The 19,786-nt window shown below is 68.4% G+C and carries 23 protein-coding genes and 1 pseudogene; 22 read left to right on the plus strand and 2 right to left on the minus strand.

Features of this window, described 5'->3' with window-relative positions:
• Window positions 1–279 (plus strand): PfkB family carbohydrate kinase (locus tag J7346_RS06680; protein WP_245157703.1); only part of this gene is annotated, 279 nt, incomplete at its 5' end.
• Window positions 280–350: 71 nt separating this feature from the next.
• Window positions 351–548, plus strand: a complete 198-nt coding sequence (locus J7346_RS06685; protein WP_209119026.1) for a hypothetical protein — start codon at window positions 351–353, stop codon at window positions 546–548.
• 3 nt (window positions 549–551) lie between these two features.
• On the opposite strand, the gene J7346_RS06690 is transcribed toward J7346_RS06685, so the two are convergent.
• The gene (locus J7346_RS06690; protein WP_209119028.1) at window positions 552–1,676 is read right to left on the minus strand and encodes a zinc-dependent alcohol dehydrogenase family protein; all 1,125 of its coding nucleotides are present in this window, start codon (window positions 1,674–1,676) and stop codon (window positions 552–554) included.
• Between the two features lie 236 nt (window positions 1,677–1,912).
• Here J7346_RS06690 and J7346_RS06695 point away from each other — a divergent pair, with 236 nt between their 5' ends.
• The 20 genes and pseudogenes from J7346_RS06695 to J7346_RS06790 all read left to right on the plus strand — a co-directional run bounded on the left by J7346_RS06695 (window position 1,913) and on the right by J7346_RS06790 (window position 18,794).
• Window positions 1,913–2,350 (plus strand): thioesterase family protein, encoded by a 438-nt coding sequence (locus J7346_RS06695; protein ID WP_348521467.1) that lies wholly within the window; start codon window positions 1,913–1,915, stop codon window positions 2,348–2,350.
• Window positions 2,351–2,782: 432 nt separating this feature from the next.
• Window positions 2,783–3,115, plus strand: a complete 333-nt coding sequence (locus J7346_RS06700) for a hypothetical protein (protein WP_209119030.1) — start codon at window positions 2,783–2,785, stop codon at window positions 3,113–3,115.
• 171 nt (window positions 3,116–3,286) lie between these two features.
• Complete coding sequence (locus J7346_RS06705) at window positions 3,287–4,060, plus strand: YebC/PmpR family DNA-binding transcriptional regulator (RefSeq protein ID WP_209119286.1); 774 nt, start codon at window positions 3,287–3,289, stop codon at window positions 4,058–4,060.
• A gap of 66 nt (window positions 4,061–4,126) precedes the next feature.
• Window positions 4,127–4,663: a hemerythrin domain-containing protein gene (locus J7346_RS06710; protein WP_209119032.1), complete on the plus strand. Its 537-nt coding sequence runs from the start codon at window positions 4,127–4,129 to the stop codon at window positions 4,661–4,663.
• Entirely contained in the window at window positions 4,660–5,352 is a 693-nt protein-coding gene (locus J7346_RS06715) for an MgtC/SapB family protein (protein WP_209119034.1), read from the plus strand. Before J7346_RS06710 ends, J7346_RS06715 begins: the two co-directional genes overlap by 4 nt.
• Before the next feature lie 56 nt (window positions 5,353–5,408).
• Window positions 5,409–5,888 (plus strand): annotated as a pseudogene (gene ruvC / locus J7346_RS06720) (crossover junction endodeoxyribonuclease RuvC); the annotation flags it as partial.
• Between the two features lie 140 nt (window positions 5,889–6,028).
• Window positions 6,029–6,646, plus strand: a complete 618-nt coding sequence (gene ruvA, locus J7346_RS06725; protein WP_209119038.1) for a Holliday junction branch migration protein RuvA — start codon at window positions 6,029–6,031, stop codon at window positions 6,644–6,646.
• A complete protein-coding gene (gene ruvB, locus J7346_RS06730; protein WP_209119040.1) occupies window positions 6,643–7,680 on the plus strand; it encodes a Holliday junction branch migration DNA helicase RuvB in 1,038 nt (345 codons plus the stop codon). Before ruvA ends, ruvB begins: the two co-directional genes overlap by 4 nt.
• Complete coding sequence (locus J7346_RS06735) at window positions 7,680–8,210, plus strand: hypothetical protein (protein WP_209119042.1); 531 nt, start codon at window positions 7,680–7,682, stop codon at window positions 8,208–8,210. The genes ruvB and J7346_RS06735 overlap by 1 nt, the downstream gene beginning before the upstream one ends.
• A 90-nt stretch (window positions 8,211–8,300) precedes the next feature.
• On the plus strand, window positions 8,301–8,678 hold the full coding sequence (locus tag J7346_RS06740) for a hypothetical protein (RefSeq protein ID WP_209119043.1): 378 nt from the start codon (window positions 8,301–8,303) through the stop codon (window positions 8,676–8,678).
• Window positions 8,675–9,130: a YbgC/FadM family acyl-CoA thioesterase gene (locus J7346_RS06745; RefSeq protein ID WP_209119045.1), complete on the plus strand. Its 456-nt coding sequence runs from the start codon at window positions 8,675–8,677 to the stop codon at window positions 9,128–9,130. The genes J7346_RS06740 and J7346_RS06745 overlap by 4 nt, the downstream gene beginning before the upstream one ends.
• A gap of 121 nt (window positions 9,131–9,251) precedes the next feature.
• Window positions 9,252–9,986, plus strand: coding sequence for a protein TolQ (tolQ, locus tag J7346_RS06750; protein ID WP_209119047.1), 735 nt, complete (start codon window positions 9,252–9,254; stop codon window positions 9,984–9,986).
• A 2-nt stretch (window positions 9,987–9,988) separates the two neighbouring features.
• Window positions 9,989–10,477, plus strand: coding sequence for a biopolymer transporter ExbD (locus tag J7346_RS06755; RefSeq protein WP_209119049.1), 489 nt, complete (start codon window positions 9,989–9,991; stop codon window positions 10,475–10,477).
• 3 nt (window positions 10,478–10,480) lie between these two features.
• Entirely contained in the window at window positions 10,481–11,260 is a 780-nt protein-coding gene (locus J7346_RS06760) for a hypothetical protein (RefSeq protein ID WP_209119050.1), read from the plus strand.
• Window positions 11,261–11,444: 184 nt separating this feature from the next.
• The gene (tolB, locus tag J7346_RS06765; RefSeq protein ID WP_209119052.1) at window positions 11,445–12,833 is read left to right on the plus strand and encodes a Tol-Pal system beta propeller repeat protein TolB; all 1,389 of its coding nucleotides are present in this window, start codon (window positions 11,445–11,447) and stop codon (window positions 12,831–12,833) included.
• A 146-nt stretch (window positions 12,834–12,979) separates the two neighbouring features.
• Window positions 12,980–13,531 (plus strand): peptidoglycan-associated lipoprotein Pal, encoded by a 552-nt coding sequence (gene pal, locus J7346_RS06770; RefSeq protein WP_209119054.1) that lies wholly within the window; start codon window positions 12,980–12,982, stop codon window positions 13,529–13,531.
• A 136-nt stretch (window positions 13,532–13,667) separates the two neighbouring features.
• Window positions 13,668–14,546: a tol-pal system protein gene (locus J7346_RS06775; protein ID WP_245157704.1), complete on the plus strand. Its 879-nt coding sequence runs from the start codon at window positions 13,668–13,670 to the stop codon at window positions 14,544–14,546.
• 29 nt (window positions 14,547–14,575) lie between these two features.
• Window positions 14,576–15,814 (plus strand): tRNA lysidine(34) synthetase TilS, encoded by a 1,239-nt coding sequence (gene tilS / locus J7346_RS06780; protein ID WP_209119056.1) that lies wholly within the window; start codon window positions 14,576–14,578, stop codon window positions 15,812–15,814.
• A gap of 69 nt (window positions 15,815–15,883) precedes the next feature.
• Complete coding sequence (gene ftsH / locus J7346_RS06785) at window positions 15,884–17,830, plus strand: ATP-dependent zinc metalloprotease FtsH (protein ID WP_209119058.1); 1,947 nt, start codon at window positions 15,884–15,886, stop codon at window positions 17,828–17,830.
• Between the two features lie 4 nt (window positions 17,831–17,834).
• Entirely contained in the window at window positions 17,835–18,794 is a 960-nt protein-coding gene (locus tag J7346_RS06790) for an alpha/beta hydrolase (RefSeq protein WP_209119060.1), read from the plus strand.
• On the opposite strand, the gene J7346_RS06795 is transcribed toward J7346_RS06790, so the two are convergent.
• Window positions 18,791–19,771, minus strand: a complete 981-nt coding sequence (locus tag J7346_RS06795; protein ID WP_209119061.1) for an LLM class flavin-dependent oxidoreductase — start codon at window positions 19,769–19,771, stop codon at window positions 18,791–18,793. The genes J7346_RS06790 and J7346_RS06795 overlap by 4 nt on opposite strands.
• Window positions 19,772–19,786 lie beyond the last annotated feature (15 nt).

Below are 19,786 nucleotides of genomic sequence, written 5' to 3' on the forward strand. Positions count from 1 at the left end.
GTCATCACCCGGGGGGCGGAGGGGGCGAGCCTCTACAAGCGCGGGGCGGTGGTCGCCGAGGTCGGGGCGCCGCGGGTCGAGGCGGTGGATGCGACCGGAGCGGGCGATGCCTTTGTCGCCGCCATCACGGTCGCCCTGCTGGAAGGTCAGGCCGTGGAACACGCCCTGCGGTTCGCCTGTGCGGCCGGGGGCTTTGCGGCCACCGGGGCAGGGGCCCAGCCCTCGCTGCCGACGCGCGATCAGGTCGAGGCCCTGCTGAAGCTGCAGATGGTCTGGTGAACGGCTGGCGCCCTGAGGGGTTGTTCTCCTGACAGGGCGGCATGGCGTCGCCCGGAACGAAGGAGGTCCCCATGACCGAAGCTGCGCAGAAGGCCGAAGCCGACAAGGCGATGAAGCTCAAGGCCGAGGCCACCCCGCCCGAGCACCCCGAATCCGGCCAGACCGCCAACGAGGGCATGCAGCCCTCCGAGACCAGCGGCGCCCCGATGGGGGCGCTGGATGCCGAAGGTCACCGGCCTGTGCTGGAGCGCTCGCACAAGGTGCGCTGACCCCTAGAGGGTCACGACCAGCCGGGCGACCGAGCCTTCGGCCAGACGGTCGAAGCCCGCGTTGATCTGATCCAGAGCGAGGGTGCCGCTCATCAGCCGGTCGACCGGCAGGCGGCCCTCGCGGAACAGGGCGACATAGCGGGGCAGGTCGCGCGAGGGCACGCAGGTGCCGATATAGCTGCCCTTCAGGGTACGCTCTTCGCCCACAAGCCCAACGATATTGACCGGCAGGGTCGCGTCGGGCGGTGGCAGGCCTGCGGTGACCGTGGTGCCACCCCGGCGGGTCATCTTCCAGGCGGCCTCGAGCGCGCGCGCCGAGCCGGCCATTTCGATGGCAACCTCTGCCCCGCCGTTGGTCAGGGCGCGGACCTGATCGACGGCATCGGCGTCGGCGGCGTTGACGGTGTGCACCGGGCCGAGGGTACGGGCCAGGGCCAGCTTGTCCTCGCTGAGGTCGACCGCCACGACCGGCGAGGCCCCACAGGCCAGAGCCCCGAGCACCGACGCCAGCCCCACACCGCCCAGACCCACCACGACCACCGACTGACCCGGCCGGACGCCTGCGGTGTTCACCACCGCGCCGACACCCGTCAGGACGGCACAGCCGAACAGGGCCGCCTGATCAAACGGCAGGGCCGGATCGATGCGCACGAGCGACCGCCGCGAGACCACGGCGCGCTCGGCAAAGGCGGAACAGCCGAGGTGGTGGTTCAGCGTCTCGCCCTCCGCATGGAGGCGATGGGCGCCGGTCAGCAGTTCGCCCCGCCCATTGGCGGCGGCCCCCGGCTCGCACAGGGCCGGTCGGCCCTCGGCGCAGGGGGCGCAGTGGCCACACGAGGGCATGAAGACCATGACCACATGGTCGCCGACGGCCAGATCCTCGACCCCTTCGCCCAGCACCTCGACCTCGCCCGCCGCCTCATGACCCAGGGCCATGGGCAGGGGGCGGGGGCGGTCGCCATTGATGACGCTGAGGTCCGAATGGCACAGGCCGGCCGCGCGGATGCGCACCTGCACCTCGCCCGGTCCGGGAGGATCCAGGGTCACCGTCTCGATCGAGAGCGGACGGCTGTCGGCATAGGGGCGGGCGGCCCCCATGCTGCGGAGAACGGCGGCGCGGGTTTTCATGAGCTCATGCGAGACGCGTTGACGCGGCGTCCGTCAAGCCCGGGTCGGGGCCCGGGGTGGAGTGGAGTCCCGAAAAACAGACTCCACTTTCTCCAACTGCAACACCTCCTGTGGCGGCGCTGATCCATCCCACTGTGGCATGCCGCTCCGTCAGAAGCGGTCGGACGCCGATCCCGTCCGGCTCTGGAGCAAACCCGCGTTATCGCCTACGACTGGAAAAAAACGGGAGGCTAAACGTGACAGGTACGATCGAGCGGACTCGGCGCGAGGACTACAAGCGGTTCCAGGCCATCTCCACGCGGTGGATGGACAATGACGTCTACGGCCATGTGAACAATGTCGTCTATTATTCGTGGTTCGATACGGCGGTGAACCGCCTGCTGGTCGTCAACGGCCTGCTGGATATCCACGAGGGCTCGGTCATCGGCCTGGTGGCAGAGACGGGGTGTCGTTACTTCTCGCCCACGGCCTTTCCGGACGAGATCCAGGCGGGCGTGCGCGTGGCTCATGTCGGGACCAGTTCGGTGCGCTACGAGATCGGCCTGTTCCGCAACAAGGAGGACGAGGCGGCGGCCGTCGGCCACTTCGTCCACGTCTATGTCGACCGCGAGACCAAGCGGCCGGTGCCGGTCGACGACAAGATGCGCGGCTTCCTCGAAGGCCTTCGCAGCTAGGTCGCGTGCTCATCAACGATCCGCGAAGCCTCCAAAAAGGGGGCTCACGGAACGTCGGCTATGGGTGGAAAGGGGACATTTGGCTTGCCACAGCAGTTGAGCTTAGCGGCGGCGACGTGGGACGTCAGGCGAAGCGAGCAACGCCAAGCCTGCTGGTGTCCAATCTCCTCCCCGACCAGAGGGCTCGACCAGCTTGTACTCAGCGAGCAACTCGACGGCGTGTTCTCCCGCGCTCATCCACTCGTGATCCAAGCCGCCGTCACGCGTCTGGAGATACTGTTGGCACATGCCAACCAGTGTGCGCAGCAGGCGTTCTTCAGCTTCGGTCATACGCCGACTCTGCACCTCAAAGGCGAATGTCCGCAACGGGTCGAGACCGGACCGTCGCCTGCGGGTGGAAAGCGGACGGAACTCCGCCTAATCTAGCTAGCTATGGAGACAGATGCGGAACTGCTCGAAGTTGCCGACAGCTTCCAGATTTCGGGAGTCGGGCTAATTGTGGTGCCGGATTTCTCCGTTCCCGAGACCGGATGGCAAACTCGCACCCTAGCTGCCCGCGTCTTGCGGCCCGACGGAACTACACTCGGCGCGGTTCTGGGTTTGCAGGTGAGCCACTTCAATGTCCGAGACCCGTCAGCGCCGCTTGATCGGCGTTGGCGTGTCGTGCCGACATTTCATCATCTCACGAAAGATGAGGTGCCTATTGGCAGCCGCATCTTCGTTGAACTCGATGTCGTAACCGAACTCAGTCCCGCGACCAGCTAGGTCCGCCAAGGGTCGGCAGCCGACATTGACTTGTCGCTTGCAAGCGGACCCTTCGCATCGGCGGTTCAGGGTACACACAGTGCCCACCGCGCGGCCATGGGTGACAAGCGCGTCGCGCCGGGCTATGCGGCGCGCCTCACATTCCCTCCCGCGACTGCCGAGACGACGACCATGGCCGGCCATTCCAAATTCAAGAACATCATGCACCGCAAGGGCCGCGCCGATGCGCAGCGGTCCAAGCTGTTCTCCAAGCTGTCGCGCGACATCACCGTGGCGGCCAAGTCGGGCCTGCCGGATCCGGCCATGAACCCGCGCCTGCGCCTGGCGGTCAACAACGCCAAGGCCGAGAGCCTGCCCAAGGACGTGATCCAGCGGGCCATCAACAAGGCCTCGTCCGGCGACGTCGATACGATGGAAGAGGTCCGCTACGAGGGCCGCGGCCCCGGCGGCGTCGGCATCATCGTCGAGGCCCTGACCGACAACCGCAACCGCGCGGCCTCGAACATCGGCACGGCCTTCAAGAAGAACGGCGGCGCCCTGGGCGAGATGAATTCGGTCGCCTTCATGTGGGATCGGGTCGGCAAGATCACCTATGCGGCCGAGGCGGGCAGCGAGGATGCCGTCATGGAAGCCGCCATCGAGGCCGGCGCCCAGGACGTCGAGAGCGATCTGGAAAAGCCCGACATCTATGAGGACGCTCCGGGCCACACCATCTGGACCGCGTTCGAGGACCTGAACGAGGTGGCCGAGGCCATGTCGAAGATTCTCGGCGACCCGAAATCGACGGCCATCGTCTGGAAGCCCCAGTCGCTGGTGCCGGTCACCGGCGAGGCCGTCGGCACGCTGATGAAGCTGCTGGATGCGCTGGACGCCGAGGACGACGTGTCGAGCGTCTATTCGAACGAGGACATCTCGGACGAGGACGCGGCGCAGTACGCGGGCTGACCGGAACATCCGGGCGACCTCAAGGGTTGGTCAGGGCGAACCGCAACGCTTTGACCCGAGGGCCCCATGGATATCTGCCAGCTGATTCTGGATGACCACGCCGAACAACGCCGCCTGTTCGGCCTGATCGAGCAGATCGACCCGGGCAATACCGACGCGCTTTCGGCGGTCTGGACCCGGCTGGCCGCCTTCCTCGACGCCCACGCCGAGGCCGAGGAACGCCATTTCTATCCCGACCTGCTGAAGAAGGGCGAGGGCGCCAACGACGCCGACGACGGCACGGTCGAGGGCGAGACCGAGGACGCCATCGAGGACCACAACAAGCTGCGCGATGCGGTCAAGGCGGTCGAAAAGCACAAGGTCGGCAGCAAGGCCTGGATCGACGCCGTGGGTGAGGCCAATGTCGTCAACTCCAAGCATATGGGCGAGGAGGAACGTCAGGGCCTGACCGACTTCCGCCGGAATGTGTCGCTGAAGGACCGCCACGATCTGGGCGTGAAATATGCCGCCTTCCAGGCCCGGCACATCACCGGGGTCAAGCCGGTCAACAAGGACGTCGACGACTATATCGAGAAACACAGCCAGGCCCGCTCCGCCCGATGACGACCTTGCTGTTCACCTACGGCCTGCCGCTCCTCAGCGCCCTTGTCGCGGGCGCCCTGATCGGTCTTGAGCGGGAATGGCGCGGGCGGGCCGCGGGCTTTCGCACCCACATTCTGGTCTGCCTGTCCTCGACCCTGCTGATGCTGGCGTCGACCTCCCAGGGGGCGTGGATGTTCTCGGTCCTGCCCGGCCAGGAGGTGATCGCCGACCCGACCCGCATGGCCCATGGCGTGCTCACCGGCATCGGCTTTCTCTGCGCCGGGGTGATCTTCCGGGCGGGCTTCTCCATCCACGGGCTGACAACGGCGGCGTCGCTCTGGACAGTGTCGGCGCTCGGTATCCTGTTCGGCGCGGGCCTGTTCTGGCTGGGCTGGGCCGGTGCGCTGGCAACGCTGGCGATCCTGGCCGCCCTGAAGCTGATCAGTCGCAAGGTGCCGGACCGCACTGTGGTGGATGTCGAGGTCCGCTGGCCCGGCACGGCTGCGGACACGGCGCAGGCGGTCGAGGAAGCGCTCACCGCCGGGGATGCGGGGCTGAAGCGGGTCCGGCTGGAGCTGATCGAGAACGGACAGCTGTGCCGCCAGAGCTGGCGGCTGACGGTCCGTTCGCGCGACCTCGCTGCGCTGGCGGGACGCATCCAGTCGGTGCCGGGGGTGACCGGCTACGATCTGGCGCCGCGAGACGACTGAGACACGCGCTGCATCGGTTCATTGCCCGCTAACCCTCTTTCGGGCACATAGAACGGATGGCGAACGAACCGACTCGCATTCTGGGGCTGGACCCGGGCCTGCGGCGCACCGGATGGGGCGTGGTGGTGGCCGAGGGGTCGCGCCTGCGCTGGATCGCGCACGGGGTGGTCGCGCCGCCCGAGCGGGCCCCGTTCAGCGCGCGGCTGCTGCACCTGCTGGAGGCCGTGGGCGAGATCTGTGCGGCCCACAGCTGCGACGAGGCGGCGATCGAGGAGGTGTTCGTCAATATGAACCCGGCCTCGACGCTGAAGCTCGGCCATGCGCGGGCGGCGGTCATGCTGGCGCCTGCCCGATGCGGGCTGAGCGTCGCCGAATATGCGCCGAACCTGATCAAGAAGGCGGTGGTCGGGGCCGGCCATGCGGACAAGAGCCAGATCGCCTTTATGGTCAAACGCCTGTTGCCGGCGGCGGGGGATGTTACGGCGGACGCCGCCGACGCCCTGGCGGTCGCCATCACCCATGCCCAGCTGCGGCGTGCGAAGATCCTCACCCGCGGAGCGGGGGAGGGGGACCACGAAGTGGTGGAGGGGGCGACCCCCAGCGCCGCCGTCCGCCCCCTCCACCGCCTGCGGCGGTCCCCCTCCCCCGCATCGCTCCGCTCGCTGGGGAGGATCGCATGATCGGCAGACTGCGCGGCGTGCTGGCCGAGGTCGAGACCGACCACTGCCTGATCGACTGTATGGGGGTGGGCTATGGCGTGACCTGCGGGGCGCGGACCCTGGGCCGGATGCCGGCGCCGGGCGATGAGGTGACCCTGCATATCGAGAGCAGCTGGTCCGCCGAGAACGGCCCGCGTCTGTATGGCTTTCTGGCCCGGGATGAGCGGGAGGCCTTTCGCACCCTGACCGGCATTCAGGGCGTTGGGCCCAAGGCAGCCCTGTCGGTGCTGGATGTGTTGCCGCCCGGTGAGCTGGCGGCGGCGGTCGCCCGTGAGGACAAGGCCGCCGTGGCGCGCGCCAATGGCGTGGGGCCAAAACTGGCCCTGCGGATCGTCACCGAGTTGAAGGGCAAGCCACTGGGCGCCGGAGGTCTGACGGTCGGCGCCGGCGCCGGACCCGTTCCAGCGACGCCGGCGACGCCTTCCCTGACCGGGGAGGCCGTGGCGGCCCTGCTGGGGCTGGGCGTGGTCGAGGTCAATGCCCGCCGCGCCGTGGATCAGGCCCTGATCCGGTTGGGTGAGGACGCGGACCTGTCGGCCGTCATCCGCGCGGCACTTCAGGAGCTGGGAAGATGACCGACGAGCGGATCATCTCGGCCGATGCCACGCCCGGCGAAACCTATGACCGTGCGTTGCGGCCGCAGACGCTGGACGAGTTCGTCGGGCAGGCCCAGGCCAAGGGCAATCTGAAGGTGTTCATCGACGCCGCGCGGGGGCGGGGCGAGTCGCTGGACCATGTGCTGCTGTTCGGACCGCCGGGTCTGGGCAAGACGACGCTGGCCCAGATCGTGGCGCGGGAGCTGGGCGTCGGTTTCCGGGCGACCTCGGGGCCGATCCTGGCCAAGGCCGGGGATCTGGCGGCCATCCTGACCAATCTGGAACCGCGCGATGTGCTGTTCATCGACGAGATCCACCGGCTGAACCCGGCGGTCGAGGAAATCCTGTATCCGGCCATGGAGGACCATGTGCTGGACCTGATCATCGGCGAGGGCCCGTCGGCCCGCTCGGTGCGGATCGATCTGGCGCCCTTCACCCTGGTGGGGGCAACGACGCGGGCGGGTCTGCTGGCCACGCCGCTGCGCGACCGGTTCGGCATTCCGCTCCGGCTGGAGTTCTACAGCCCCGACGAACTGGTGAAGGTCATTCTGGGCGCTGCGCGGAAGATGGGTGCCGCCATGGCCGAGGACGGCGCGCGCGAGATCGCCACCCGGGCACGGGGCACGCCGCGCGTGGCCGGACGCCTGCTGCGTCGCGTAAGGGATTTTGCCGATGCCGAGGGCGCGGCCACCATCGACCGGCTGGTCGCGGCCCGGGCCCTGTCGCGACTGGAGGTTGACGAGGCCGGGCTGGACAGCCTCGACCGGCGCTTCCTGAAGGCCCTGATCGAGAACTATGGCGGGGGACCGGTCGGCATGGATACCCTTGCCGCCGCCATCGCCGAGGCCCGCGATGCGGTCGAGGATGTGATCGAGCCCTATCTGCTGCAGCAGGGCTTCATCCAGCGCACGCCGCGCGGGCGCATGGCCTGTGCCAAGGCCTATGCCCATCTGGGTCTGGCCGAGCCATCGGTCGCCCCGTCCGCGTCGCCGGACCTTTTCGGGGACCGCTGATGGCGCTCGAGGACGCGCGGCCGCAGGGGCCGATCAGCCTCTTCCTCGGATTCTGGCGCGACGAGACGGTGGTGATCCGCTCGCCGATGCGACCGATCGAGGCCCTGGCCGCCTTGTCGGAGCAGGTCGATCCGATGTTCACCCTTTTCGGAAAACGACCGGCCCGGGGGCATGTCGGGACGCGTGGCGGATGGCTGCGCAAGCGCATCCACTACCGGAATTCCCTACAGACCGTAGTTCGGTTCGACGTCACGGGGGATGGGGTGGGGTCCCGGCTGACCTGTTGGGTAGGAGCGGCCTGGTTCTCCCGCATATTCATAATCTTATGGGCAGGCGGGGTCGCGATGATCGGCAGTGGCGTCATGGCCGCTGAATTCAGGGAGGGGCGGTTCAGCCTGGCGCTGGTCCCGATGTTCATGCTGACCCTTGCCGTGCTGCTGATCGTGGTGTGCCGCTGGTTCGCCCGGCATGAAGGCAGCTTCCTTACCGATCTGATTGTCGAGGCCGTGGACGGGCGGGTCGTTCGCTAGCCCCCGCGCGTCCGGGCCGGGTGAAAGCCTGCCGCCTGACCCTTCACCTCGGGGACAAACGCCTGCATGCTGGGCCTTCAGGGAGGCGGCATGGCGCGGCGCATCAGTGCAAACCGGATCATCACCGTACTGGGCGGGGCCGTTCTGGTGCTTGGCGCGGTCGTCCTGTGGCGCGTGGTCGATACCGGCAGCTTCTCGCGGGAGCCGGTGGTCGAGCGGGTACGCGGCCAGCTGCAGGACTATGACCCGGCCCTGTCGCTGTTCGACATGACCGACGGTAAAACGCCGGGCGTCGTCTGTGGCCATGCCGGGGTACCGGGGGATCGGGAGGCGACCGTGACCTTCGTGGCGCGCCCCAACCGTCTGATGACCAGCGCGGACCCCCTGTCGAGCGAGTTCCGGGACCAGATCGCGCGCGAATGCCCCGACTACCTGACTGCGGTGCCGACCGGGAGGGGCGGACGATGAGCGACCAGCCCACGGCCGGGCGGTTCGACGGCCGCACGCACATCCTGCCGGTCAGGATCTATTACGAGGACACCGACTTCACTGGCCTGGTCTACCACGGCAACTATGTCCGGTTCTTCGAGCGCGGGCGGTCGGATTTTCTCAGGGCGGCGGGGATCGGCCATGCCGACCTGCTGGACGGGGACCGGCCGCTGGCGTTCGTCGTGTCGAAGATGGCCCTGGAATTCCTCAGGCCCGCCCGGATCGACGATGCGCTCCAGGTGCTCACCACCTATGAGACGATGAAGGGGCCGCGCATGCAGATCGACCAGCGGATCACGCGCGACGGAGAGGTTTTGTGCCGGGCCTCGGTCGAGGCGGTGTGCATCCGCCCGGACGGTCGCCCGGCCCGACCGACCCCGCGTCTGATCGAGGCCGTGCGGCCATGGCTGGCCCCGGCTGACGGGATTTGACGCGCCGGGCCGCGCCTCTCGCGTGCAAGGGGATGACGCCGTGCGCCCGGCCCGCTAATCCGCCATCAAATGGTCACGCCTTGGCGCTGCAAAGGCGGGACGCTGTTCTCAGGATCGATTCATGACCGTGCCCGCCGAAGCCTCGATGCTCAATCCCGTGGAGCTGTTCATGGCCGCCGACTGGGTGGTCAAGGTGGTGATGATCGGTCTGGTCATTGCCTCGCTCTGGTCGTGGGCCATCATCCTCGACAAGTTCTTCCGGTTCGCGGCGCTGAACCGCCAGGCCGACCAGTTCGAAAAGGCCATTTCGTCCGGCCGCTCGCTGGAAGACATCGCCCATCAGGCCGGGCCGAACCCGGACCCCATCCTGCCGCGCATGCTGGTGGCGGCCATCACCGACTGGCGTGAGGCCCGCGCCCGCCAGACGATGAGCGAGGCCCAGAGCCACCTGCTGATCTCGCGGATCGACCGGGCGCTCGACAGCCTGATCGCGCGCGAGAGCCAGCGCGTCGAGACCGGTCTGGGCGTTCTGTCGGTCGTGGCCACGGCCAGCCCCTTCATCGGCCTGTTCGGCACGGTCTGGGGCATCATGAACGCCTTTGACGCCATCGCGACGGCAGGAAACACCAATCTGACTACGGTCGCCCCGGCCATCGCCGAGGCCCTGTTCGCCACGGCCATCGGCCTGGCCGCCGCCATCCCCGCCTACATCGCCTACAACGCCTTCTCGATCGAGGCGGGCAAGTTTGCGGCCCGGCTGGAGAGCTTCGCCGACGACCTGCAGGCCGCCATCGCGCGCCGGCTTGGCACCGGCCCGGCCACCCCGCCGCCGTCCTCGACCCCCCGGGAGATCTGAGCATGGCCATGGGAGGACCCGGCGGAGGCGGCCATGTGCGCGGCCGCCGACGCGCCCGCAGGCGCCCGCTGAGCGAGATCAACGTCACCCCGCTGGTCGACGTCATGCTGGTGCTGCTGATCATCTTCATGATCTCGGCGCCCCTGCTGACGGTGGCCGTCCCGGTCGATCTGCCCGAGACCGAGGCCAGCGCGGTCGAGGCCTCGCAGGAACCTGTGACCGTATCGCTCAACTCGGCCGGCACTATCTTTGTCGGTGAACGCGAAGTGGCTTTCGAGAGCCTGATCGGGGCTGTGCTGGACGACGGGGGCGAGGATGCCCGCGACCGTCCCCTGTTCCTGCGGGCCGACGCCAAGGTTCCCTATGAGTCGGTGGCCCGGGTGATGGCGCGCCTGTCGACCAATGGTTTCGTCAAGCTGAACCTGATCACCGACACGGCGGGCTCGGCCGCAGCGCGCGCCACACCGGTCGAAAGCCCGGACGGCGGCTGATCGATGGCGAACCGCCTGCCTTCCTTTCTCGGATCGGTCCTGCTGCATGCGGGCCTGATCGGCCTGGTCCTGATCGCCTGGCCGAAGGAAGGCCGTGAGCCGCGTGAGCTGATGGCCACCGTGCCGGTCTCGATCGTCTCCGACATCACTGTGCTGGCGGCCGCGCCGGACAATCCGGCTGACGAGCTGATCACCGAGGACGGTTCGGCCTCGCCCGAGCCTCCGGCCGAAATCCCGCCCGAGCCGGTGCCCGAGGCGACACCGCCGGTGCCCCGGACCGATCCGGCGCCGCGCACCACGCCGAGCCCGCGGACGACTCCCCCCCGAACGCCTCCTCGCCAGCCTTCTACACCGCCACAGCGCCCGCCCCCCCCGCGCGAGGACCCGGGCCTGAACCTCGACGACCTGGCTGATCGGCCCCAGCGCGGCAATACGCGGGGCCGTCCCTCCACCGGCGACAGCGGCGCGGGCAACGCCCCGCGCGCCATGGGTCGGGCGGACCTGAACTCGATTGGCACCCAGGTGACACCCAACTGGAACCCGCCCTGTCACCTGCCCGGCATCGACGAGGTGACGCTGCGCGTCCAGGTCCGCATGTCGGAAGATGGACGCCTCATCGGGTCACCGCGAGTCCTGAACCCCCGCAGCGACGCGACCGGGCGAGCCGCGTCGGACAGCATTCTCAGGGCCATCCGCATACCGCCTCGCTACCGTATGCCGGTTGGCTACGAGGAGCAGGACTTCATTCTGAACTTCCCGCTGGACCAGGCCTGCAACCGCTAAGCCTGTGGGCCGTTGGCCTGATGCCGTTCAGCCTTCGTCAGCATGTCATGACCAAAGGTGACATTCCGGCGCGTGCCGGGCGGGCGGCCTGAAAGTCGCCTCAATCGCGCACAAGGTGGCGAACAGGAACAGGATGCGTCAGCGTACGTGTCCGCACACACGAACAGGCGTTCGGGAGGTATGAATGGGTCTGAAGCGGCGGCTGCAATCGGCAACGGGGATCGGGGCGACACTGGGCCTTGGACTGATGCTTGCCCTGGGCGCGCCCCGGCTGGCCCTGGCGCAGGACCCTGCGCCCCTTCAGGAAGTGACCGTCAGCGAGGGCGTCCTGCGTCCCCTGCCGATCGCCGTGGTCGGGTTCACGGGCCAGTACGGCGAGGACATCTCCGGCGTCATTCGCGGCAACCTGCGGCGCTCGGGCTTCTTCGACCCGCTGAGCCCGGGCACCTTCATCGAGACCGGCCTGTCGCTGGCCAATCAGCCGACCTTCCCGCAGTGGACGACCATCGGCGCCGAGGTGGTGCTGTACGGCTCGGTCACCCCGCGCCCCGATGGCCGTAACGACGTGGGCTTCCGGCTGTATGACACCTACCGGGAATGCCAGCTGGTCAGCTACCAGTTCACGGCCACGCCCGAGCAGTGGCGGCGCATCGCGCACAAGATTTCCGACGTCGTCTATCAGCGCATGACGGGCGAGAGCGGCTTCTTCGACACCCGCGTCATCTATGTGGCCGAGAGCGGCACCCAGTTGAACCGCCTCAGCCGCCTCGCGATCGTGGACCAGGACGGCTACAACCCCGTCTTCCTGACCCAGGGCGACGAAGTGATCATGTCGCCGCGCTTTTCGACCTCCAACCCGGACGAGGTCACCTATGTGGCGCTGGGACAGGACTACAGCCGCATCTATCTGAAGAACCTGACGACCGGCCGCACCGAGTCGCTCGGCGAGTTCGACGGTCAGGTGCTGGCTCCCCGCTATTCCAATGACGGGTCCAAGATCGCCTTCTCGATCATCCGGTCGGGCAATACCGACGTCTATACGATCGACCTGCGCTCGCGCGAGCTGCGGCGCCTGACCAGCGATCCGGGCATCGACACCTCGCCCAGCTTCTCGCCCGACAACCGCCGGCTGGTGTTCACCTCGGACCGGTCGGGGTCGGCGCGCCTGTATGTGATGAATGCGGACGGGTCGGGCCAGCGCCCGATCTCGCGCGGCGGCGGGGCCTATACCGCCCCCTCGTGGAGCCCGCGCGGCGATCTGATCGCCTTCACCAAGCAACAGGGGGGCCAGTTCCACATCGGCGTCATGGGCACCGACGGCACGGGTGAGCGCATCCTGTCGTCCAGCTATTTCGAGGAAGGCCCGTCCTGGGCGCCGAACGGCCGCTACATCATGTTCGCCCGCCAGACGCGGGGCGGCGACACGCGCCTGTGGACCGTGGACCTGTCGGGTCGGGTCATCGCCCAGGCCGGCTATGACGGGCGCGGGACCAGCCCCGCCTGGTCGCCCCTGCTGGACGCCCCGCCCGCCAATCTCGGTTATGGGCAGGCTCCGGACAGCTGTCCCAGCTGATGTCCGATGCGCGCCCGAGGAGAATCCGCGCACCCATCGGATAAACTGTGCGTTATCGCTGCTAGCCCGTTCAAATGCGTTCGGATAGCGCTTCGAGAACCGTCAAGCTTGCCAGGCGTTCTGGCGGCAACGTCAAGGAGAGCCACATGATCAAGTCCCGTATCCTTCGCCTGGCCCTGGTGGGCGTCGCCGTGTCGGCCATGGCCGCCTGTGCCCGTCCCGCCGACAACACCGGACCCATGGTCGACAATGGCGGTACCCAGCCGGGCACCACCAACCCGACCTATCCGGATCGCCCCGTCCAGGGCGGTGACATCGGCGCCGCCGTGCCTGGTTCGGCCGCCGATTTCGCCAACAATGTCGGCGACCGCGTCTATTTCGATCTCGACAGCTATGTGATCCGTCCGGAAGCCTATCCGCGGCTCAACCAGCAGGCGGCCTGGCTGCGCCAGTATCCGCAGGTCACCATCCGCATCGAGGGCAATGCCGACGAACGCGGCACGGCCGAGTACAACCTGGCCCTGGGCGCCCGCCGCGCCGAGGCGGTCCGCACCTATCTGGTGCAGCAGGGCGTGCCGGCCTCGCGCATCGACACCATCAGCTTCGGCAAGGAGCGCCCGATCGCCCAGGGCTCCAACGAGGAAGCCTGGGCCCGCAACCGGAATGCCCACACCGCCATTGTGTCGGGCGCCCGCTGATCGGCTGTACGGCTATCGAGGAATGACAGAGGGGCGCGTCGGTCGATGCGCCCCTTTTGTCTGACCCCGCCTGCGTCAGAGTCCGTCGTGCGGCCCCTGCCTTGCCGAGGCCGCAAATCCGTGGAACGAGATCGTCATGTTCAAGTTTTTTTCTCGCCCGATCACCCTCGCGACCCTGACCCGCGGTCGCGGAATTTCGTTGGCGGTGCTGGCTTTCGTCGGGGCGACGATGCTGGCCGGGCCGACGGCTGCCCAATCCACCAGCGGCGAGCCGATCATCTGGGACGCACGCCGCCTGAGCACGCTTGAACGCAATGTTCGCCGGATCGAGCGCGCCCTGTTTCAGCGTAATTCGTCGGGCCAGCCCTTCATCATGGAACCCGACCCGGACGTCGTGGCCCTGCAGGGCCAGATGGGCGGCGTCGACACGCGCCTGGCCGATGTGGAGCGCACCATTCAGCGCATGAATGGCGACATCGAGCGCCTGACCTTCGCGCTGGACGAAACCGAGCGCGAGAACACCCTTCTGCGACGCCAGCTGACCGAGGCGGAAGCCCGCATTGAGGAACTGGAGTCTGCCGCCCGCCTTGAGGCCGAGCTGAATGCGCCGATCGAGCCGAACTCGCCCAGCGGAACGGCCTCGGGGGACCTGCGCGCCGCCGACCGTCTGATGAGCGAGGACAGCCGCCGGGGCGCCCGCGCCTATGAGGTGCTGCTGGTCACCTGGCCGGACGAGCCCGAAGCCCGTCTGGCGGCCGTGCGCCTGGCCGATCTGTATCTGCCGAACGATGCGGCGGCGGCCGTGCCCCTCTATGCCCAGGCCCTGCGCGGCTGGCCCGCCGAAGCGTGGGCGGCCAAGGCCACGGTTGATCTGGCCCAGGCGCTCGTGGCAACCGACCGCGACACCCAGGCCTGCGCGGCCCTGACCGATTTCGGCCGTCGCTATGGCGATGCGGCGCCGGCGGCGCTCAAGACCCGCGCCGCCTCGGTCCGGACCGAGGCCAGCTGCCGCTGACCGACGCGCTCACCGCTCTGGCGTCGCGGGTGACCGCGGCGCTGGATGCGCGCCTGCTGGCCGACGATCCCGTGCCCGTCGCGCTGGCGGTTTCGGGCGGGGGAGACTCCGTCGCGCTTCTTCATTTGACTGCGGACTGGGTCCGAACGCACACCCGGCCTCTGGTCGTGCTGCATGTCGATCATGGCCTCAATCCCGACAGCGCCGTCTGGCGGAGCCGGGTGGAAGCTCTGGCCCAAAGGCTGGGTGCCGGTTTTCGGAGCGCCCGGTGGGAAGGACCCTTTCCGCAGAGCGGCCTGCCCGCCGCCGCCCGGGCCGCGCGGCATGCCCATCTGGCCGACATGGCCCGCGAGGCCGGCGCGCGCGTCATCCTGACCGGCCACACGGCGGACGATGTGGCCGAAGGGGAGTGGATGAAGGCCGAGGCGCCGACCCTCGGCACGCTGCGCGACTGGAGCCCTTCGCCCGCCTGGCCCGAGGGGCGCGGGCTGATGATGCTGCGTCCCCTTCTGGGCGAGCGACGCGCGGACCTCCGGCACCTGTTGCAGGCGAGGGGCGAGGCCTGGATGGATGATCCGGCCAATACCGATCCCCGCTTCCTGCGCAGCCGGGCGAGAGTTGCTCTGGCTGACCGGCAGGCTGACATCCCCTTCCGAGCCGTCGGCAGCCCGCCCGCGGCGCTGGACGTCGATCCGTACGGCGTGATCCGGGCACCTCGAGCCTTGTCCGGCGAAGCGCTGGCTTTTGCCCTTGTGGTGGCGGGCGGCGGAGATCGCCTGCCTCGGGGCCGACGGCTCGCCGCCTTGCGCGACCGTCTCGCCAGTGGCCAGGATTTCGAGGCCGGTCTGGTCGGCGCCCGCCTGATGGCCGGGGCCGACAGCATCATGATCGTGCGTGAGACAGGCAACTACCGGCGAACCGGCGAACCGCGCGTCCCGCTGGTCCCCGGTCGGGACACCGTATGGGACGGCCGGTTCGCCCTGATGTCGGCCGAGGCCGGCTGGACCGTTGTGCCACTGGCGGGCCGGACGGCGCGACTGGAGGCCGAGGACCACGCCCTTGTACGCGCCCTCCCGGCGGCGGTGCGCCCCGGCCTGCCTGTCCTCGTTCGGGACGATGGAACTGGGCCGGTTCTTGCACAGTCCCGGGTCCGGGTGGAGGCGCTGGCGGAGGAAAGGCTGGCGCTGGGTCTGGGACAGATTGTGCATGAGGCGGACCTCAAGTGTCGCAGGGAATGGCGCACGCGAGATCGAGTCTCTATCTTGTGACGTGACACGGTCGCGAATGACCTGGACCGGCGACTCCGGTCGGCATTCGCACCACAGACTGAGGACCACATGAACCTTCGCAGACTCGCCGTCGTCGGCATGATTATCCTGGCAATGCTGGCCATCTACGCCGGCATGAGCCAGGGCGGCGGAGCCCTGACCGGCAAGAAGGGCGAGGGCAGCAATGCCCCGCCCGAGGAGATCACCTATTCGCAACTGCTGACCGCGATCGAGCAGGACCGCATCAAGGGCGTCGAGGTCCACGGCGAGAACCTGAAGGGCGAGTACAAGGACGGCAAGACGTTCGAGACGATCACCCCGATGCCGAATGCCGAACTGGTCGGCCAGATTCAGGCAACCGGCGCGGACGTGCGGGTCAAGCCGATGCGGACGCCGTTGTGGCAGAGCATCCTGTTCAGTCTTCTCCCGATCCTGGTGCTGGTCGGCCTGTTCCTGCTGATCACCCGGCAGATGCAGGGCGGCGCGCGCGGCGCCATGGGCTTTGGCAAGTCCAAGGCCAAGCTGCTGACCGAACACAAGGGCCGCAAGACCTTTGAGGATGTCGCCGGGGTCGATGAGGCCAAGGACGAACTGCAGGAGGTCGTCGACTTCCTGAAGGACCCGGCCAAGTTCCAGCGTCTGGGCGGCAAGATCCCGAAGGGCGCCCTGCTGGTGGGCCCTCCGGGTACCGGGAAGACCCTGCTGGCGCGGGCCGTGGCCGGTGAGGCGGGCGTGCCCTTCTTCTCCATCTCGGGCTCGGACTTCGTCGAGATGTTCGTGGGCGTCGGTGCCAGCCGCGTGCGCGACATGTTCGAACAGGCCAAGAAGAATGCCCCCTGCATCATCTTCATCGACGAGATCGACGCCGTCGGTCGTCACCGGGGTGCAGGCCTCGGCGGCGGCAATGACGAGCGCGAGCAGACCCTGAACCAGCTGCTGGTCGAGATGGACGGCTTTGAGTCCAACGAGGGCATCATCCTGATCGCCGCGACCAACCGTCCGGACGTTCTGGATCCGGCCCTGCTGCGTCCGGGCCGGTTCGACCGCCAGGTGGTCGTGCCGAACCCCGATGTCTCGGGCCGCGAGAAAATCCTGCGCGTCCACATGAAGGATGTGCCGCTGGCCGCCGACGTCAACGTCAAGACGCTGGCCCGCGGAACGCCCGGCTTCTCGGGCGCCGATCTGGCCAATCTGGTCAATGAGGCGGCCCTGCTGGCGGCCCGCAAGGACCGCAAGATGGTCGTCCATCGCGACTTCGAGGACGCCAAGGACAAGGTCATGATGGGCGCCGAGCGCAAGTCCATGGCCATGAACGAGGAAGAGAAGCGCCTGACCGCCTATCACGAGGCCGGTCACGCCATCGTCGCCCTGAACGTCAAGATGGCCGACCCGGTGCACAAGGCCACCATCGTGCCGCGCGGCCGGGCGCTCGGCATGGTCATGCAGCTGCCGGAAGGCGACCGCTATTCCATGAAGCACCAGCAGATGATCGACCGGATCGCCATCATGGCCGGCGGCCGGGTGGCCGAGGAACTGATCTTCGGCAAGGACAACATCACCTCGGGCGCCAGTTCCGACATCCAGCAGGCGACCAAGCTGGCCCGCGCCATGGTCACGCGCTGGGGCTTCTCGGACAAGCTGGGCACGGTGGCCTATGGCGCGAATCAGGAAGAGGTCTTCCTCGGCCATTCGGTGGCGCGCAGCCAGAACGTCTCCGAAGAGACGGCGCGCATCATCGACGAGGAGGTCAAGCGGATCGTGACCGAGGGCTGGAATACGGCCCGCAAGATCCTCAAGACCAAGGCGAAGGACCACGAGACCCTGTCGCAGGCCCTGCTGGAGTTCGAGACCCTGTCCGGGGACGAGATCGTCGCCCTGCTCAAGGAAGGCAAGCGCCCGGATCGGGACGAGTCCAACGATCCGACGCCGGGTCCTTCGGTGTCGGTGCCCGTGACGCCGGTCACCGAGGTACCGGTCACGGACACGCCGCGCCCGGCCCAGCCCACGGTCCACTAGGGGCGTGCGGACCCGGCGCATCGCCACCGACGGTCTGACCCAGTCCGTGCTGGAGGCGGGCGGCGGTCCGCTGGTCCTGCTGATCCATGGTTTTCCCGAGCTGGGGATCAGCTGGCAGGCCCAGGTCGAGGCGCTGGCCGAGGCCGGCTGGCATGCGGTGGCGCCCGACATGCGCGGCTATGGCGGCACGGACAAGCCGAAGGGGGTGGCGCAGCACACCCTGCTGCATCTGGTCGGCGACATGGTCGATCTGGTGCGGGCCCTGGGGCACGAGACCTGTGTGGTTGTCGGCCACGACTGGGGGGCGCCGGTCGCCTGGCACTGTGCCCTGATGCGGCCCGACATATTCCAGGCCGTGGCGGGCCTGAGCGTGCCGTTCCAGCCGCGCCGCCCGAACGGCCCGCCGATCCCGGCGATGAAGGCGATCACGAAACGGGCGGGTCTGGGCGACCTCTATATCGTGCGGTTCCAGGACCCGGACGCGCACAGGCCCATGGACGCCGACCCCGGGACCGCGCTGCGCAGGATGTTCTGGGCCTATGACGGGGCGACGGACGCCGCCGATCGTCATACCGGCTTTCTGGCCTCGGGCGTCGACATGCTGGACAGCATCAGCGACCGGGCGGTCCTGCCGCCCTGGATGACGGAAGAGCATTTCGGTCAGTACGTTTCGGCCTTCGCCGCCGGCGGGTTCGAGGGCCCGCTGGACTGGTATCGGGCGCTGGACCTCAACTGGTCGCTGACGGCCTGGTTGCAGGACCGGCGGATCACCGTGCCGTCCCTGTTCATCGTCGGCCAGAATGATCCCGTCCGCCACTATGCCGGGGCGCATGAGAAGGCACTGGGCGACTGGCTGACGGACCTGCGCGGCCAGCATGAAATCGAGGGCGCCGGGCACTGGATCCAGCAGGAACGCCCAGAGGTGGTGAACCGCCTGCTGCTGGACTTTCTCGCCGGACTCTAGCGACCGGCGTCGGCCGTGATTTCCAGGCTGCGTAGCCGGGCCTCCACATCGTGGATCATGCCCGTGACCATGATTTCCTCGACGCCGGTCAGGGCCTGGAAGTCCCGCAGGGACCGGCCGACCGTCTCCCCGTCGCCGATGGCGGCATAGGTCAGGCGGCTGGCGACAGCGGCCCGCTCGGCGTCGTTCAGGACGGCGGTGATGTCGTCGACCGGCGGCTTCAGACGGCCCGGGGTGCCCCGCACCACATTGGCAAAGGCCATCTGCATGGAGGTGGCGAGACGCCGGGCCTCGGCCGTCGTATCGGCGGCGAAGACATTGATGACCGCCATGGCATAGGGCTCGGCCAGCGCTGCGGACGGGCGGAAACCCTCGCGGTAGGTGCGGAGCGCCTGTAGCAGCAACTCGGGTGCGAAATGGCTGGCGAAGGCAAAGGGCAGGCCCAGCTGGGCCGCCAGTTCGGCGCTGAACAGGCTGGAGCCCAGCAGCCAGAGCGGCACATTCGACCCCTGACCCGGCCAGGCGGCGACCCGCTGGCCCTCGACGGCCGGGGCCAGATAGCCCTGCAGCTCCAGAACATCCTGGGGGAAGCGGTCGGCGCCGTCGAAATAGCGGCGCAGGGCGCGCGCGGTCGGGCCGTCCGTGCCCGGTGCCCGACCAAGGCCCAGGTCGATCCGGTCGGGATAGAGGGCCGCCAGGGTGCCGAAGGCTTCGGCCACCATGAGCGGCGCATGGTTGGGCAGCATGATGCCGCCGGCGCCGACGCGGATCGTCCTTGTCTTCCCCGCGACATGGCCGATGGCCACCGCCGTGGCCGCCGAGGCGATGCCGGGCATGTTGTGGTGCTCGGCCAGCCAGAAGCGGCGGTATCCCGCCTGCTCGGCGGTTTGCGCGAGGCGGGCGGACTCGGACAAGGCACGGGCAGCATCGCCGCCTTCGACAACGGGCGACAGATCAAGGACGGAAAGAACGGGCATGGCCTTCAGATCGGT

Origin of the sequence: Brevundimonas sp. A19_0 (assembly GCF_017744255.1) — a bacterium.
Taxonomy (GTDB): Bacteria; Pseudomonadota; Alphaproteobacteria; order Caulobacterales; family Caulobacteraceae; genus Brevundimonas.

Coding starts and splice junctions, on each gene's coding strand:
- J7346_RS06685 (WP_209119026.1), top strand. CDS start 351: ATGACCGAAGCTGCGCAGAAGGCCGAAGCCGACAAGGCGATGAAGCTC.
- J7346_RS06690 (WP_209119028.1), bottom strand. CDS start 1,676: ATGAAAACCCGCGCCGCCGTTCTCCGCAGCATGGGGGCCGCCCGCCCC.
- J7346_RS06700 (WP_209119030.1), top strand. CDS start 2,783: ATGGAGACAGATGCGGAACTGCTCGAAGTTGCCGACAGCTTCCAGATT.
- J7346_RS06705 (WP_209119286.1), top strand. CDS start 3,287: ATGGCCGGCCATTCCAAATTCAAGAACATCATGCACCGCAAGGGCCGC.
- J7346_RS06710 (WP_209119032.1), top strand. CDS start 4,127: ATGGATATCTGCCAGCTGATTCTGGATGACCACGCCGAACAACGCCGC.
- J7346_RS06715 (WP_209119034.1), top strand. CDS start 4,660: ATGACGACCTTGCTGTTCACCTACGGCCTGCCGCTCCTCAGCGCCCTT.
- ruvA (WP_209119038.1), top strand. CDS start 6,029: ATGATCGGCAGACTGCGCGGCGTGCTGGCCGAGGTCGAGACCGACCAC.
- ruvB (WP_209119040.1), top strand. CDS start 6,643: ATGACCGACGAGCGGATCATCTCGGCCGATGCCACGCCCGGCGAAACC.
- J7346_RS06735 (WP_209119042.1), top strand. CDS start 7,680: ATGGCGCTCGAGGACGCGCGGCCGCAGGGGCCGATCAGCCTCTTCCTC.
- J7346_RS06740 (WP_209119043.1), top strand. CDS start 8,301: ATGGCGCGGCGCATCAGTGCAAACCGGATCATCACCGTACTGGGCGGG.
- J7346_RS06745 (WP_209119045.1), top strand. CDS start 8,675: ATGAGCGACCAGCCCACGGCCGGGCGGTTCGACGGCCGCACGCACATC.
- tolQ (WP_209119047.1), top strand. CDS start 9,252: ATGACCGTGCCCGCCGAAGCCTCGATGCTCAATCCCGTGGAGCTGTTC.
- J7346_RS06755 (WP_209119049.1), top strand. CDS start 9,989: ATGGCCATGGGAGGACCCGGCGGAGGCGGCCATGTGCGCGGCCGCCGA.
- J7346_RS06760 (WP_209119050.1), top strand. CDS start 10,481: ATGGCGAACCGCCTGCCTTCCTTTCTCGGATCGGTCCTGCTGCATGCG.
- tolB (WP_209119052.1), top strand. CDS start 11,445: ATGGGTCTGAAGCGGCGGCTGCAATCGGCAACGGGGATCGGGGCGACA.
- pal (WP_209119054.1), top strand. CDS start 12,980: ATGATCAAGTCCCGTATCCTTCGCCTGGCCCTGGTGGGCGTCGCCGTG.
- J7346_RS06775 (WP_245157704.1), top strand. CDS start 13,668: ATGTTCAAGTTTTTTTCTCGCCCGATCACCCTCGCGACCCTGACCCGC.
- ftsH (WP_209119058.1), top strand. CDS start 15,884: ATGAACCTTCGCAGACTCGCCGTCGTCGGCATGATTATCCTGGCAATG.
- J7346_RS06795 (WP_209119061.1), bottom strand. CDS start 19,771: ATGCCCGTTCTTTCCGTCCTTGATCTGTCGCCCGTTGTCGAAGGCGGC.